Annotated in this window: 14 protein-coding genes; 6 read left to right on the forward strand and 8 right to left on the reverse strand. The window is 71.3% G+C overall.

Features of this window, described 5'->3' with window-relative positions:
- Positions 1 to 105 precede the first annotated feature (105 nt).
- Together JR065_RS08865 and JR065_RS08870 are read right to left on the reverse strand one after the other, a co-directional pair.
- A complete protein-coding gene (locus JR065_RS08865) occupies positions 106 to 354 on the reverse strand; it encodes a hypothetical protein (RefSeq protein WP_206233700.1) in 249 nt (82 codons plus the stop codon).
- 12 nt (positions 355 to 366) lie between these two features.
- Positions 367 to 837 (reverse strand): hypothetical protein, encoded by a 471-nt coding sequence (locus JR065_RS08870; RefSeq protein WP_206233701.1) that lies wholly within the window; start codon positions 835 to 837, stop codon positions 367 to 369.
- 194 nt (positions 838 to 1,031) lie between these two features.
- Between JR065_RS08870 and JR065_RS08875 the strand changes: the two genes are divergently transcribed.
- On the forward strand, positions 1,032 to 1,601 hold the full coding sequence (locus JR065_RS08875) for a DUF3016 domain-containing protein (protein ID WP_206233702.1): 570 nt from the start codon (positions 1,032 to 1,034) through the stop codon (positions 1,599 to 1,601).
- Between the two features lie 89 nt (positions 1,602 to 1,690).
- Here the strand turns inward: JR065_RS08875 and alr are convergent, their stop codons facing one another.
- The gene (gene alr / locus JR065_RS08880; protein ID WP_206233703.1) at positions 1,691 to 2,764 is read right to left on the reverse strand and encodes an alanine racemase; all 1,074 of its coding nucleotides are present in this window, start codon (positions 2,762 to 2,764) and stop codon (positions 1,691 to 1,693) included.
- On the reverse strand, positions 2,743 to 4,050 hold the full coding sequence (locus JR065_RS08885) for a D-amino acid dehydrogenase (RefSeq protein WP_206233705.1): 1,308 nt from the start codon (positions 4,048 to 4,050) through the stop codon (positions 2,743 to 2,745). Before JR065_RS08885 ends, alr begins: the two co-directional genes overlap by 22 nt.
- 146 nt (positions 4,051 to 4,196) lie before the next feature.
- Here JR065_RS08885 and JR065_RS08890 point away from each other — a divergent pair, with 146 nt between their 5' ends.
- Positions 4,197 to 4,676 (forward strand): AsnC family transcriptional regulator, encoded by a 480-nt coding sequence (locus JR065_RS08890; protein WP_145705095.1) that lies wholly within the window; start codon positions 4,197 to 4,199, stop codon positions 4,674 to 4,676.
- Between the two features lie 230 nt (positions 4,677 to 4,906).
- Here the strand turns inward: JR065_RS08890 and JR065_RS08895 are convergent, their stop codons facing one another.
- On the reverse strand, positions 4,907 to 5,284 hold the full coding sequence (locus JR065_RS08895; protein WP_206233706.1) for a host attachment protein: 378 nt from the start codon (positions 5,282 to 5,284) through the stop codon (positions 4,907 to 4,909).
- A gap of 121 nt (positions 5,285 to 5,405) precedes the next feature.
- Positions 5,406 to 5,840, reverse strand: coding sequence for a hypothetical protein (locus JR065_RS08900; RefSeq protein WP_206233707.1), 435 nt, complete (start codon positions 5,838 to 5,840; stop codon positions 5,406 to 5,408).
- A gap of 136 nt (positions 5,841 to 5,976) precedes the next feature.
- Between JR065_RS08900 and msrB the strand changes: the two genes are divergently transcribed.
- From msrB to motB, 4 genes are all read left to right on the forward strand, one after another.
- The gene (gene msrB, locus JR065_RS08905) at positions 5,977 to 6,441 is read left to right on the forward strand and encodes a peptide-methionine (R)-S-oxide reductase MsrB (protein WP_206233708.1); all 465 of its coding nucleotides are present in this window, start codon (positions 5,977 to 5,979) and stop codon (positions 6,439 to 6,441) included.
- A 408-nt stretch (positions 6,442 to 6,849) separates the two neighbouring features.
- Positions 6,850 to 7,239, forward strand: coding sequence for an MliC family protein (locus JR065_RS08910; protein ID WP_206233709.1), 390 nt, complete (start codon positions 6,850 to 6,852; stop codon positions 7,237 to 7,239).
- Positions 7,240 to 7,386: 147 nt separating this feature from the next.
- Positions 7,387 to 8,241, forward strand: a complete 855-nt coding sequence (gene motA, locus JR065_RS08915; protein WP_206233710.1) for a flagellar motor stator protein MotA — start codon at positions 7,387 to 7,389, stop codon at positions 8,239 to 8,241.
- A 10-nt stretch (positions 8,242 to 8,251) separates the two neighbouring features.
- Entirely contained in the window at positions 8,252 to 9,517 is a 1,266-nt protein-coding gene (gene motB / locus JR065_RS08920) for a flagellar motor protein MotB (RefSeq protein ID WP_206233712.1), read from the forward strand.
- 484 nt (positions 9,518 to 10,001) lie between these two features.
- Here the strand turns inward: motB and JR065_RS08925 are convergent, their stop codons facing one another.
- Both JR065_RS08925 and JR065_RS08930 read right to left on the reverse strand, forming a co-directional pair.
- The gene (locus JR065_RS08925) at positions 10,002 to 12,329 is read right to left on the reverse strand and encodes a CocE/NonD family hydrolase (RefSeq protein ID WP_343237258.1); all 2,328 of its coding nucleotides are present in this window, start codon (positions 12,327 to 12,329) and stop codon (positions 10,002 to 10,004) included.
- A 2-nt stretch (positions 12,330 to 12,331) separates the two neighbouring features.
- A partial coding sequence (locus JR065_RS08930) for a hypothetical protein (protein WP_206233714.1) occupies positions 12,332 to 13,063 on the reverse strand: 732 nt, incomplete at its 5' end.

Genomic DNA, 13,063 nt, shown 5'->3' on the forward strand with positions numbered 1-13,063 from the left:
GAGCCTGCCCAAGGCAGGATGGCGAGGCTGGAGACCGGCATCTTGTTAAGCCGTTCCGCCCGCGTCAAGCCGCGCGGCGGCCGCGCGCGCCTGCTGCAGCGCGATTCACCAGAAAAAAGTGACTACCAGCACGATCCCCAGCAGCGAGGTCGCGATCCCCGCCACCACCGCCCAGAACGTCAGCCGCGCGCGGTGCAGCGTCTGTTCTTCCAGCCATTGTTCGGCCTCCTGCCGCCACGACGACGGCGCCGGGTCGTCGAGCATCTCGCGCACCCGCGCCACGCCCAGCCGCCGGCACTGCTGCCGGCAGTCCTCGGCGCTCGCGTATTCCTCTGGAGCCAGCACGTGCGCCATGCGAAGAGCCTCCTAGCCGAGGGTGAAACGCGGGATGTCGCGGGTCAGTTCGTGCTCCACCGCCATCCGCGCCAGTCGGTTGTAGTTGGCGCGCGGGCCGGCGCCGCGCCCGGTGATCAGGCCGAGGTACTCGGTGCCGCTCCACACCCGCGCCTTCCACTCCACGCCGCTTTCGGCCAGCACCAGCGTCAGCGAATAGCGGAACGACTGCCCTTGCGGATTGCGGAACGCGTAGATCGGCGGGAACTGCACCGCGACGTCCGACTGTTCGCCGAGCGCGGCCAGATAGCGCCGCAGCTCCTGGCGCACGTCCTCGCCCGGACGCAGCTTCAGGTGCCGCGCCGCGCTGTCCAGGTCGGCCTGCTGATCGACAAAGCTGGCCGCGCCGCTGGCCGGGCTGTGCCCGTTCTGCTTGGCCCAGTCGATGAACTGCAGGCGCACATCCGACTGCGCGTGCGCATGGTGATACAGCGGCATCTTCATTTGGTCCCCCGGTGCTGTGACAGCCTGCATCCTGGCGCGTGGGCCGTGAAGCACGCGGCGAGGCGGCGTGAACCGCCCGTCACACGGGCGATGGCTGAATCGTTGCAAACGGCCGCCGCCGCCGGCGCGCACGCGATTGCGGGCGCGTGCCGACAGGCACACACTGGTGGACCCATCCACTGCGGAGATCTGCCATGAAGATCCGATATGCCTGGACGGCGCTGGCCCTGGCCTGCCTGCTGGCCGGCGGCGCCTCCGCGGCGACCCGCACCGTCACCGATCCGGCCGCCGCGCGCAGCGTGGAAGGCGACGGGCCGGTGCAGGTGCGCTGGACCGATCCGTCCAAGTTCACCGAGCTGCGCCACAGCCGCAACCGCTGGGAAGCCGAGCGCGGCGACTGGGTACGGCAGATCGCCGAGTACCTGCAGACCCGCGCCGCCAAGCAGCTGGCGCCCGGCCAGCGGCTGGAGATCGAGCTGACCGACATCAAGCGCGCCGGCGACTACGAGCCGTGGCACGGCACCCAATGGGACGACGTGCGGGTGATGCGCGACATCTACCCGCCGCTGATCAGCTTCAACTTCACCCTGTACGGCGCCGATGGCCAGGTGCTGGACCAGGGCGAGCGCAAGCTGCGCGACAGCAGCTACCTGCTCAACAGCTCGGTGGGCTTGAGCACCGATCCGCTGCGCTACGAGAAGCGCATGCTCGACGACTGGTTGCGCCGCCAGTTCCGCGAAGGCCGCGACGTGGCCGAACGCTGAGGCCAACTCAGCGGCGCGCGGCCGCCGTGCCCGAGGGTGCGGCGGCGAACGCGCCGCAGGCGGCCGGCGCGCACGAAGGCCTTCCGGACTCAGCCGCCCAGGTACTGCCGCGGGGCGCGCTTGAGCCCGCACAGCAGCCGGTAGGCGCTGGAACCGCAGCGCGCGGCCAGGGTGTCGATCGGCGGCTGCGCACCCCACAGTTGCACGTTGCTGCCATGTCCGGCCTGCGGGTGGTCGGTCAGGTCCACCGTCAGCATGTCCATCGACACCCGCCCGATCAGCTCGCCCGGCACGCCGTCGATCAGCACCGGCGTGCCGTTCGGCGCGAACTGCGGATAGCCGTCGGCATAGCCCATCGCCACCACCCCGACCCGGGTCGGGCGCTGCGCGACGAAGCGCGCGCCGTAGCCGACCGGCTCGCCGGCGGCCAGTTCGCGCACCGCGATGACCTGCGACTGCAGGGTCATCACCGGGCGCAGCGTGCCCGGCAGCGCGGCGCCGGCCGCGAACGGATCGGCGCCGTACAGCATCAGCCCGGGCCGCACCCAGTCGCTGCGCACCTGCGGCCAGCCCAGCAGCGCCGGCGAATTGGACAGGCTGGTCTCGCCGGCCAGGCCGGCGCTGGCCTGCCGGAACACCTCCAGCTGTTCGCCGGTGCGCGCACTGTCCAGCTCGTCGGCGCGCGCGAAATGGCTCATCAGCACCACCCGCTCCACCTGCGGCAGCGCGCTCAGCCGCGCGTGCGCGGCGCGGAACGCGTCCGGCGCCAGGCCGAGCCGGTGCATGCCGCTGTCCAGCTTCAGCCACAGGCACAGCGGCCGCGGCGCGGCGTAGGCGGCGATCGCCTCCACCTGCCAGGGCGAGGCCACCGCGCACCACAGCCGGTGCTCGACGATCAGCGGCAGTTCGGCGGCGTCGAAGAACCCTTCCAGCAGCAGGATCGGCGCGGCGATGCCGGCCTGGCGCAGTTCCAGCGCTTCCTCGATGCACGCCACCGCGAAGCCGTCGGCCTCGGCGTCCAGCGCGCGCGCGCAGGCCACCGCCCCGTGGCCGTAGGCGTCGGCCTTGACCACCGCCAGCGCTTTGCCGCCGCCCAGCCGTTTGGCCAGGCGGTAGTTGTGGCGCAGCGCGTCCAGATCGATCAGCGCGCGAGCTGGGCGCACGAGGTCGGCTCTGCGGTCAGCGCCGTGGCGCTGCGCGAATAACGGGAGATGTCCAGGCCCTCGCCGCTGATCTGCGGCTGGCGCGAGACGATGACGTCGGCCAGATAGCGGCCGGAGCCGCAGGCCATGGTCCAGCCCAGCGTGCCGTGGCCGGTGTTGAGGAACAGGTTGCGGTAGCCGGTGGCGCCGACCACCGGCGTGCCGTCGGGGGTGGCCGGGCGCAGCCCGGTCCAGAATTCGGCCGCGGCCAGGTCGCCGCCGCGCGGGTACAGGTCGTTCACCACTTTTTCCAGCGTGGCGCGGCGCCGCGCCGGGCGCGACAGGTCGAAGCCGGCCAGTTCGGCCATGCCACCGACGCGGATGCGGTCGTCGAAGCGGGTGATCGCCACTTTGTAGGTTTCGTCCAGGATCGTGGAGGTCGGGGCCTGCGCCGCGTCGCGGATCGGCAGCGTCAGCGAATAGCCCTTCAGCGGATACACCGGCAGACGCAGGCCCAGCGGCGCGAGCAGCTGCGGAGAATAACTTCCCAGCGCGACCACGTAACGGTCGGCGCGCTCGATGCGACCGCCGATGCGCACGCCGCCGATGCGGTCGCCGTCGCCGACCAGGCCGTCGATCGTCTCGCCGTAGCGGAACTGCACGCCGGCCACGGCGGCCAGCGCCGCCAGGCGCTGGGTGAACAGCCGGCAGTCGCCGGTCTGGTCGTTGGGCAGGCGCAGCGCGCCGACCAGGGTGGCCGGCGCGGCGGCCAGCGCCGGCTCCACGCGCGCGATGCCGTCCCGGTCCAGCAGTTCGTACGGCACGCCGTACTGCTGCAGCACCTCGATGTCCTTGGCCGCGCCGTCCAGCTGCGCCTGGGTGCGGAACAGCTGGGTGGTGCCGAGTTGGCGGCCCTCGTAGGCGATGCCGGTGTCGGCGCGCAGCTGATCCAGGCAGTCGCGGCTGTATTCGGACAGCCGCACCATGCGCGCCTTGTTCACCGCGTAGCGCTCGGCGGTGCAGTTGCGCAGCATCTGCAGCAGCCAGCGGTACTGGGCCAGGTCCAGGGTGGGCGAGATCGCCAGCGGCGCATGGCGCTGGAACAGCCACTTCAGCGCCTTCAGCGGCACCCCGGGCGCCGCCCACGGCGAAGCGTAGCCGGGCGACACCTGGCCGGCGTTGGCGTAGCTGGTCTCCAGGCCCGGGCCGGGCTGACGGTCGACCACCGTCACCTCGCAGCCGGACTGGGCCAGGTACCACGCCGTCGTCGTGCCGATCACACCGCTGCCGAGAACCAGAACCCGCATCGCTCGCCTCCACCGGATCAATCCCTGGCTGGATAGCGCCAGGCATGCGTTTCGGCGCAGTATATGCGCCGCTATCCAGGATTTTTTCCCGATTTTTCTCCCGACAGCAGGCAGATGCCCTGTCAACGACCCCGGAATTCCGCCGCATGGCCGCACGTGCCCGCGAACTGGACAAGATCGACCGCAAGATCCTGCGCATCCTGCAGCAGGAAGGCCGCATCTCCTTCACCGAGCTCGGCGAGCGGGTCGGCCTGTCGACCACCCCGTGCACCGAGCGGGTGCGCCGGCTCGAGCGCGATGGCGCGATCACCGGCTACTACGCGCGCCTGGACCCGCACTACCTCAAGGCCAGCCTGCTGGTGTTCGTGGAGATCAGCCTGGCCTACAAGTCCGGCGACATCTTCGAGGAGTTCCGCCGCGCCGCGCTGAAGCTGCCGAACGTGCTGGAGTGCCACCTGGTCTCCGGCGACTTCGACTACCTGATCAAGGCGCGGATCAGCGAGATGGCGTCCTACCGCAAGCTGCTGGGCAGCACGCTGCTGACCCTGCCGCACGTGCGCGAGTCCAAGAGCTACATCGTGATGGAGGAAGTGAAGGAGACGCTGAGCTTGCCGATCGCCGATTGAGCATGATGATTCCCCTCTCCCTGCGGGAGAGGGGTAGGGGTGAGGGTACGGCGGCACTGGGACGTGGCGGGCCGGGAAGCACGCCGTTGTCGTCCCGAAACGCGCGCGACGTTTGGTGGCACGCCGGTATGTCCGTACCCTCATCCGCCCTTCGGGCACCTTTCCCGAAGGGAGAAGGAAGTGGGCGCGATGCGTAGCGCCCTGCCGCATCGGCCTGCGCGCTGGGTTTGTTATGCGAGCAGCTTTTCCAGATCGTCGCGCGAGGTGTGCGCGTGGTTCTTGGCCAGTTCCGACACCACGCGTTTTTGCACTTCCTTGTGCAGCAAAGGGCGCAGCTGGCCCAGGGTCTGCGGATCGGCGACCAGCACCAGGTGCGCGTAGTCGCCGCGCAGCGCGTCCTGGTACAGCCGCTCGGCCAGTTGGCGCACGAACCCGGCCTCGTCCATGGTCATCGGCCGGTCGCCGTCCTCGACACCCTCGATCGGCGTGGGCGCCAGCACTTCCTTCTGCTCCAGCAGGCTGGCCTCGCCTGCCAGGTTGGTACGGAACATGCGCGCGCTGACGCCATCGGCGACCACCACCAGGGTGTTGTCGGGAAGCTTGCTCATCGGTTCTCCTCATGCGGGTTGCCCGCAGGCACCGGCGGTGCCTGGGCCGTCGAGTCTAGGCAGCGGCCCGTGAGGATCGCGGCCACGGATCGCGGCGGCGCCATCGCGCGCGCTGCGCGGCCTACTCGGCGATGCGCTGGCCGTCGCCGCTGGGCAAGGTGTTGTAGTAGCGCCCGGTGCGCGTATCCAGCACCCGGTTGGGCGCGACCTGCACCGCGCCGGGCACCAGGCGCCCGCTGCGGTCGTAGACCTTGGACGGGGTGCGTACCGCCGGCGCTGCCGGCTTGGCCGCCGACGGCGCGGTGTTGCCGAGCGGCGACGGCGTCGGCTGCGCCGGCCCCTGCTGCGGGATCGGCGCCGGCTGCGCGCGCTGGCCGACGCCGCTGGACATCGGCGAAGTCGGCGGCGCGGGCGTGGCGGCGGGCGCCGGCGGCGGCTTCAGCGCGGTGGCCTGGCGCGTGGCGGTCGGCGATCTGGGGGCCGGATCGAGGCTCTGCGCCGCGCCCATGGGCGCCAGCAGGACCAGCGACAGCAGCCACAGGCGGGAAACGGACATGGCGGTTCCGAAGCGTTGTGTGGAACCGCAGGCTAGCGCGCGGCACCTGCGCATGCGGTGAACGCGGCGCGGCTTGATCGCCATCGCGCCCGCCCTCATCTTCAGCGCATCCCTCTCCATCGAAGGCCCGCCCGCCATGAGCCGATTCGACCTCACGCCTCCCAGTCCCAGCGAACGCGAACAGCTGATCGCCGGCCTCAACGACGAGGAACGGCGCGTGCTGCTGCAGCACGGCACCGAGGCGCCGTTCTGCGGCGTGTTTTTGGACAACAAGCTGGAAGGCGTCTACACCTGCCGGCTGTGCGGGCTGCCGCTGTTCCGCTCCAGCGCCAAGTTCGACTCCGGCACCGGCTGGCCCAGCTTCTTCGCCCCCTACCACCCCCAGCACGTGCGCGAACTGCGCGACACCAGCTACGGCATGGTGCGCACCGAGATCGTCTGCGCGCGCTGCGACAGCCACCTGGGCCATGTGTTCCCTGATGGCCCGCCGCCCAGCGGCGAGCGGCATTGCCTGAATTCGGTGTCGCTAGGCTTCACCGAGCAGGGACAGGCGCTGCCCAACCCGCTGCACCGCGGCGGCGGCGAGACCGAGCCGGCCTAGGGCCTGTTAACGCTATCGGAATAGGCCACGTTGTCATGTCCGGCGTCCAGGTGGTCGTGCGTGGCGCCGCGGCAGGCTGGCCGCCTGTCCAAGCCGCGCGCGGCCGCCTGGGCGCCGGACATGGCAACCCGAAGGGCCGCGCTTGGGCGCGCACGGTGCAGCGTCATCGCTCGGTCGCTTATCGGCATAAGCTCCCTCGCTCTTCCTTGCCCCGCACGCGCCCAAGCGCGGCGTGGCCTATTCCGATAGCGCTGACAAGCCCTAGCCTGTCAACGCTGGCGGGATGGCAATCACCGTTCACGTGCCGCTACGTCGGCACGCCTAGGCTGGACGGCCTCTCCCGAAGCCAGAGAGGTCGCCATGTTTCGTCACTTACCCACATCTTTCGCCGTCGCATTGGCCGCGGCCGTGAGCGTGGCCGGTTGCGATCGGCGCGCACCTGCGGCGGATCCGGCCACGGCACCGGCGCCGCGTCCGGCGGCACCGGCCATCCCCACCGGCGTACCCGGCGCCACCGACCGCCCCGCCGCCACGCCCAGCGCCGACGATGGCCTGGCCACGCGCTGGCTGTGCGGCGACAAACCGGTCGAGGCAGTGTTCGAACCGGCCGAGGAGCGCGTCCAGCTGGCCGTCGATGGCCTGCGCCTGTCCATGCACAGCACCGAAACGGCATCCGGCGCGCGCTATGCCGATGCCCAGGGCAACACGTTCCAGGAGCACCAGGGCGAGGCCACGCTGACCCTGGCCGGGGGCGAGGCGCTCAAGTGCAGCAAGCAGGCCAGCGGCGTCACCGGCTGAGGCGACGCGGCCACGCCATGCCCCGGATCGGCGGCCGACAGGGCCGCCGATTCACGTTCGGCGCCCGCCGCCGGCCGGCCCGCCCCTTCAGAAAGCCGCGCGCGCGCCGAAACTTGAATATCCCTTCCGCGTCGACCGGCTTCCGCCATGCTCATCATCGTTGGCTTCCTTGTGGTGATCCTCAGCGTCGTGGGCGGCTATGTCGCCTCGCACGGCAAGCTGGGCGCACTGTGGCAGCCGTTCGAGCTGGTCATCATCGGCGGCGCGGCGCTCGGCGCGTTCCTGGTCAGCACCCCGGCCAAGACCGTCAAGGAAACCTTCGTCGGTGCGCTGGCCGTGTTCAAGGGGCCCAAGTACAAGGCCGCCGACTACAAGGAAGTGCTGACCCTGGTCTACGAGCTGCTCAACAAGGCGCGCCGCGACGGCTTCATGGCGCTGGAAGACCACGTGGAGAAGCCGAGCGAGAGCGCGATCTTCGGCAACTACCCGAAGGTGGTGGCCGACCATCACCTGCTCGACTTCATGACCGACTGCCTGCGCCTGATGATCGGCAGCAACATCGAGCCGCACGAACTGGAGCCGCTGCTGGAGCTGGAACTGGAGAAGCACCACCACGAGGCGCTGGCGCCGGCGCACGCGCTGACTACGGTGGCCGACGGCCTGCCCGGCTTCGGCATCGTCGCGGCGGTGCTGGGCATCGTGATCACCATGGGCTCGATCGGCGGGCCGATCGAGGAAGTCGGCGCGCACGTGGCCGCGGCGCTGGTGGGCACCTTCCTCGGCATCCTGCTGGCCTATGGCTTCGTCGCCCCGCTGGCCACCGCGATGGGCGCGCGCGCCGAGCAGGACAGCCGCATCTACGAATCGGTGAAGACCGCGCTGCTGGCCTGCCTGCGCGGCTACAACCCGAAGATCGCGCTCGAATTCGCGCGCAAGACGCTGCCGTCGGACGTGCGCCCGGGCTTCTCGGAGTTCGAGCAGCATCTGAAGACGATCAAGTAGGGCCGCGGTCATGGCCGAAGCCAAGCCCACGATCGTCATCCGTCGGGTCAAGAAGGTCCAGGGCGGCGGCCATCACGGCGGCGCGTGGAAGGTGGCGTTCGCCGACTTCGTCACCGCGATGATGGCGTTCTTCCTGGTGATGTGGCTGGTCGCGGCCACCAGCAAGGAGCAGCGCGCGGCGATCTCCGAATATTTCCGCAATCCCAGCCCGCTGTCGGGCAAGAGCACCGCGCCCAGCCCGGGCATGGCCGGCCCCGGCGGCGCCAGCACCTCGATGATCAAGCTCGGCGGCGCATCGGACCTGCAGCGCGGCGACAACAAGGATCCGTTCGGCAGCCGCAGCCTGAAGGGCGATACCGAGAACAAGGCGGCCGAACGCGAGAAGGAGAAGCAGCGCCTGGAAACGCTGATGCAGGAACTGAAGGAGGCGATCGACAAGAGCCAGGCGCTGGAGCCGTTCAAGGACCAGCTGCTGCTGGACCTGACCCCGGACGGCCTGCGCATCCAGATCGTGGACAAGGAGAACCGGCCGATGTTCGACCTAGGCAGCGCGGTGCTCAAGCCGTATACCCGCAGCATCCTGCACGAGCTGTCGGCCTTCATCAACCAGGTGCCCAACCGGGTCAGCATCACCGGCCACACCGACACCACGCTGTACAGCGGGCGCAACGGCTACAGCAACTGGGAGCTGAGCGCCGACCGCGCCAACGCCGCGCGCCGCGAGCTGGAAACCGGCGGCATGGGTGCGGAGAAGGTGTCGCGGGTGGTCGGCCTGGCGTCGTCGGTGCTGTTCGACAAGCAGGTGCCGGACAATCCGATCAACCGCCGCATCAGCATCGTGGTGATGACCAAGGACGCCGAAGACGCCGCGCTGGCCGGCAGCGACCAGGCGGTCGCGCTGGGCACGCCGCAGACCGATGCCGACACCAAGGTGCCGGACCTGAGCGGCGCGACGGCGGCGCAGGCGCAGGCGCCGGCGGCGGCGGCGGCGGACAAGCGCGCCGCGGCCACGGCGGCGACCGCAACGGCGGCAGCGCCTGGCGCCGGCGCGCCCGCGCCTGCGGCGCGCACGCCGCCGTCCGCCGCGGCGCCTGCCGCCGCGGTGGCGACACCGCGCACGACCAGCCCGGAAGCGGCCGCGGCCGCGGCGATGGACGCCATCCGCGCGGTCAACCGCATCTCCGGCACGCCATCGCGCAGCGGCAACGTTTCGGTCGCGGCGCCAGCCGCGCCCGCCGCCGGCGCGGACGTCGCGGACGTCGCGGTGCAGCGCTAGCGCGCATTCCGTCGCACGGCCCGCAGGCGCAGGTCGAACGTGAAAGGAGCGGCCCTGACGTCCAGGCCGCACGCTCGGCGCGAATCACCAGCGAACCCGTTCGCTGCAGAAGCCGTTCACGATCGACCGCCGCGGATCGGCGAAGCGGCCGCTGGAGCACTTCGGTGCGGACGATGCCATTGTGGGAGCGACTTCAGTCGCGACGGGCTTTACCGGCAAACCCGTGCGATTGAAGCCGCTCCCATAGCATTTGCTGACTGCAAAATCCGGTGCTCGCGCTTCCCTTCCCGCAGCACGTAGCGCCGTTCGTGCGCGGGCGAGCAATGACATTCTTCCAGGCGACGAGACGCGACGCGCGCACGCGAGCGCCGCCTTCGCAGCGGCGTTGCCGATCAAGACGCAGTGATGCCGGAATCGATGCGGGATTCGGGCAGACCAGCTCCCCGCCTCGGTATCGCCGGCACCGTAGTGTGCGGGACGCGCCCTACGGCACCGCCAGCGGAATCTGCAGGTAGCTGCGCGAGGACCAGCGCAGTTGCAGCGGCACGCCGGCATCGTCCACGGTCTCCTCGCTGACGTCCTTGCCGCTGCCGTAGTTGATCTGCAGCTGCGCCTGCTTGATCGGCCCGACCACCGCCAGCAGGCGGCTGCCGGCCTGCAGGCGCCGGCTGGTCAGGCGTTCGGCGGCGAAGTCCAGCGTTTGCGGCACGCCCGCATGCAACAGCCGGCGCCGGCTGCGGTCGTGCAGGTAGCTCGCGCGCAGCAACCGATAGGACAACTGCACGTAGTCGCCGGCGGCGGTCTGCTCGTACAGCGCGATGCTCAGGTCCACGTCGCGCTTGTTGAGGACCAGTTGCAGCCGCCCGGAGAACAGGCCGCTGATCTCCACCGGCGTGGCGAACGGCGCGCTGGCGTAGACCAGGCGATTGTGCTGGTCCAGTTCGCGGTCGACGATGTCCCCGCCCACCGCGTCCTGGCCGGCGTCGCGGCGGTCGGCCAGGTCCACACGCTGCGCCACCTCGCCCGGCGCCGGCGGCGCGGTGGCGAGCCGGTAGCGGCCGGCGTCGTCGCGCTGCGCGTCGAGGTAAAAGCGCTGCGGCCGGCCCATCGCCTGCAGGCTCGGCGCGTGCTTCCACCGGTTCGCGCCCATCACCTGGTAGTTGACCCGGTCGCGCAACAGCGCCGGCCGCGGCGCGCCCTTGAACCAATGGTCGAACCACTGGTAGCGCAGCTCGCCCAGATCCAGCTGCGCCGCCGCATCGGTGGCGTAGCCGCGCAGCGTGCCGCGTGCCTCGCCCAGCGGGCCGACCGTGCCGCGCTGCGCGCGGATGTGATCGTACGGGCCGATCAGCAGGTAGTGGTTCGCGCCGGGCCGCCAGGCGTGGTGTTCGCGGAAGTAGTACAGCGCGCCGGGCTGGGCGTCGTCGTAGTAGCCGGTGGTGGTCAGCACCGGCAGGTCGATCGCGGCGAACTGGCGGCGGTACGGGATCATCGCCTGCCAGTAGCGGTCGTAGCCCGGATGCGCGAGCCAGCGCCGGAACCAGGGATTGGGCGGGCCGCCGAGCCGGTCCAGTTCGCGGTACGCGCCGCCTTGCGCATACCAGCTGGCGAAGATCGCCGACCAGCGCGCGCGGTCCTGCATCGCCGCGTTGTCCAGGCCCTTGCCGCTGGCGGCGTAGAACGGCCAGTAGTAGACGAAGCTGTAGAAGATGTTGCCTTCCATCGGCACGTCGATGCCGGGCGCGGCGCTGACCGAGGCCATCATCGCCTTGAGCGCGCGCGGCCGGTGCTTGGCCGCGGCCCACTGGGTGAAGCCCTCGTAGCTGCCGCCGTACATGCCGACGCGGCCATCGCTCCACGGCTGCGCGGCGATCCAGTCGATCAGCGCCGCCGCGTCCTCGCCGTCGTGTTCGTAGGGCGTCACCGTGCCGCGCCCGCAGCCCTTGCCACGGCTCAGGCCGATCACGCCGGCGTAGCCGTTGGCCGCGCTGCGCCGCGCCTCGTTCAAGTTCGCCACCGGATCGGCGTAGATGGTGAAGTTGAGCAGGGTCGGCTGGCGCGGCGGCGCGGCGCCGCGGCCGCGCACGATCAGCGCGCACAGCGCCGCGTCGGTTCCGCGCAGCGGCACCACCACGTCGCGCTGGATCAGGTAGCGCCGCGCGTCGTCCTGCGCGACCAGCGCCGGGACCAGCGCAGCCGCGCGTTCGAAGGCGCGCGCGGCCACCGCCAGGCGCACCAGGGCCAGCGCGGTATCGCGCGGCAGCGACGAGCGCGCGGCAGCCGCCTGCAGGCTCTGCTGCAGCGACTGGCGCAGCTCCGCCGGATCGATGCTCAGCGCGCGCATCGCCAGCGCCGCGGCGCGATCGTCGAGCGCGGCATAGGTCGAAGCGAATGCGTCGCGGTAGCCGCGCTCGAAGTCGGCGGCGAGCAATGCGCGCGCATGGACCAGGTAGAGCAGATCGTCGGCGCGCCGCTGCGGCGAGGCGGCGTCGCGGCGCAGTGCGCTCAGCCGCTGCAGGCTCGCCAAGGCCGCACGCGCATCGCCACTGGCCAGTTGCAGGCGGAAGCGCTGCGCCAGCGCGGCGTCGCTGCCGTCGTCCGGGGTCTGCGCCAGCAGCGCCTGGGCCAGCGCGGCGATCGCCGCGTCGGTCTGCGTCGCATCGTGCGGCGCCTGCCACGGCAGCGTCTGCGCGTGGGCAACGATACAGGCGCACAGCGCGAGCAGCGTCAGGGCGAAGCGTTTCAGCAGCGCCGGCAGCAGGTTCGGGAACAGGCGCGGCCCGTGCGCGCTACACCCGCCAAGCGAATGCACGCTCAATGCGGCACCGGCTGCGCCGTGCCCTGGGCCACGGCCTGCGCGGTGATGCGCGCCAGTTCGCCGCGCAGCGCGAGCTCGGCCGCCTGCTGCCGCTGCGCCAGCGCCTGTTGCTGCCGGGCGAGCGGCACCTGCTGCGCTGCCAGTTCGGCCTGGCGCCGCCCCAGTTCCGCCATCCGCCGGTCCAGGTCGGCGCGTTTGCCGTCGTCGGCCGAACGCTGCCGTTCGCCGCTCCCACCGCCCTGCCCGTTCGCCGCTCGCGCCGCGTCGGCCGCCGCCAATCGCGCATCGTCGGCCGCGAACGCCGCCTGGCGTTGCGCGAGTTCGCCCTGCTGCTGGCCGATGGCGCCCTGGCGTTCGCCGAGCCGTCCCTGCTGCTCGCCCAGTTGCCCCTGCTGCTGCGCCAGCGCCGTCACCGGCGCGTAGGCCGCCTTGAGTTTCTGGATCGTCGCCGCGTCGCGCACCACGTAGCGCCGGTCGCCCTGGCGGAACCACCACAGCGTTTCGCCGCCCCGGCGCAGGCGCCGCGCCTCGCGCAGGTCGTCGCTGCTGCCGTAGACGTGGACATGGCCGCCCTCGAGCATCACCGAGCCGTCGCGGTGGTCGCTCGAGTAGATGGTGACGTTCGATGCCGATCCGGGCGACGGCGGCGGGGGCGCCTTCGGCGGCATCGGCGGGCGCGGCGGAGCCGGCGGCGACGGTGCGGCCGCAGGCGCGGGAATGGCGGGGGG

The organism is Xanthomonas sp. (assembly GCF_017163755.1).
In the GTDB taxonomy this organism is placed as follows: domain Bacteria; phylum Pseudomonadota; class Gammaproteobacteria; order Xanthomonadales; family Xanthomonadaceae; genus Xanthomonas_A.

Coding starts and splice junctions, on each gene's coding strand:
- motA (WP_206233710.1), top strand. CDS start 7,387: ATGCTCATCATCGTTGGCTTCCTTGTGGTGATCCTCAGCGTCGTGGGC.
- motB (WP_206233712.1), top strand. CDS start 8,252: ATGGCCGAAGCCAAGCCCACGATCGTCATCCGTCGGGTCAAGAAGGTC.
- JR065_RS08875 (WP_206233702.1), top strand. CDS start 1,032: ATGAAGATCCGATATGCCTGGACGGCGCTGGCCCTGGCCTGCCTGCTG.
- JR065_RS08900 (WP_206233707.1), bottom strand. CDS start 5,840: ATGTCCGTTTCCCGCCTGTGGCTGCTGTCGCTGGTCCTGCTGGCGCCC.
- JR065_RS08890 (WP_145705095.1), top strand. CDS start 4,197: ATGGCCGCACGTGCCCGCGAACTGGACAAGATCGACCGCAAGATCCTG.
- JR065_RS08895 (WP_206233706.1), bottom strand. CDS start 5,284: ATGAGCAAGCTTCCCGACAACACCCTGGTGGTGGTCGCCGATGGCGTC.
- JR065_RS08865 (WP_206233700.1), bottom strand. CDS start 354: ATGGCGCACGTGCTGGCTCCAGAGGAATACGCGAGCGCCGAGGACTGC.
- msrB (WP_206233708.1), top strand. CDS start 5,977: ATGAGCCGATTCGACCTCACGCCTCCCAGTCCCAGCGAACGCGAACAG.
- JR065_RS08870 (WP_206233701.1), bottom strand. CDS start 837: ATGAAGATGCCGCTGTATCACCATGCGCACGCGCAGTCGGATGTGCGC.
- JR065_RS08885 (WP_206233705.1), bottom strand. CDS start 4,050: ATGCGGGTTCTGGTTCTCGGCAGCGGTGTGATCGGCACGACGACGGCG.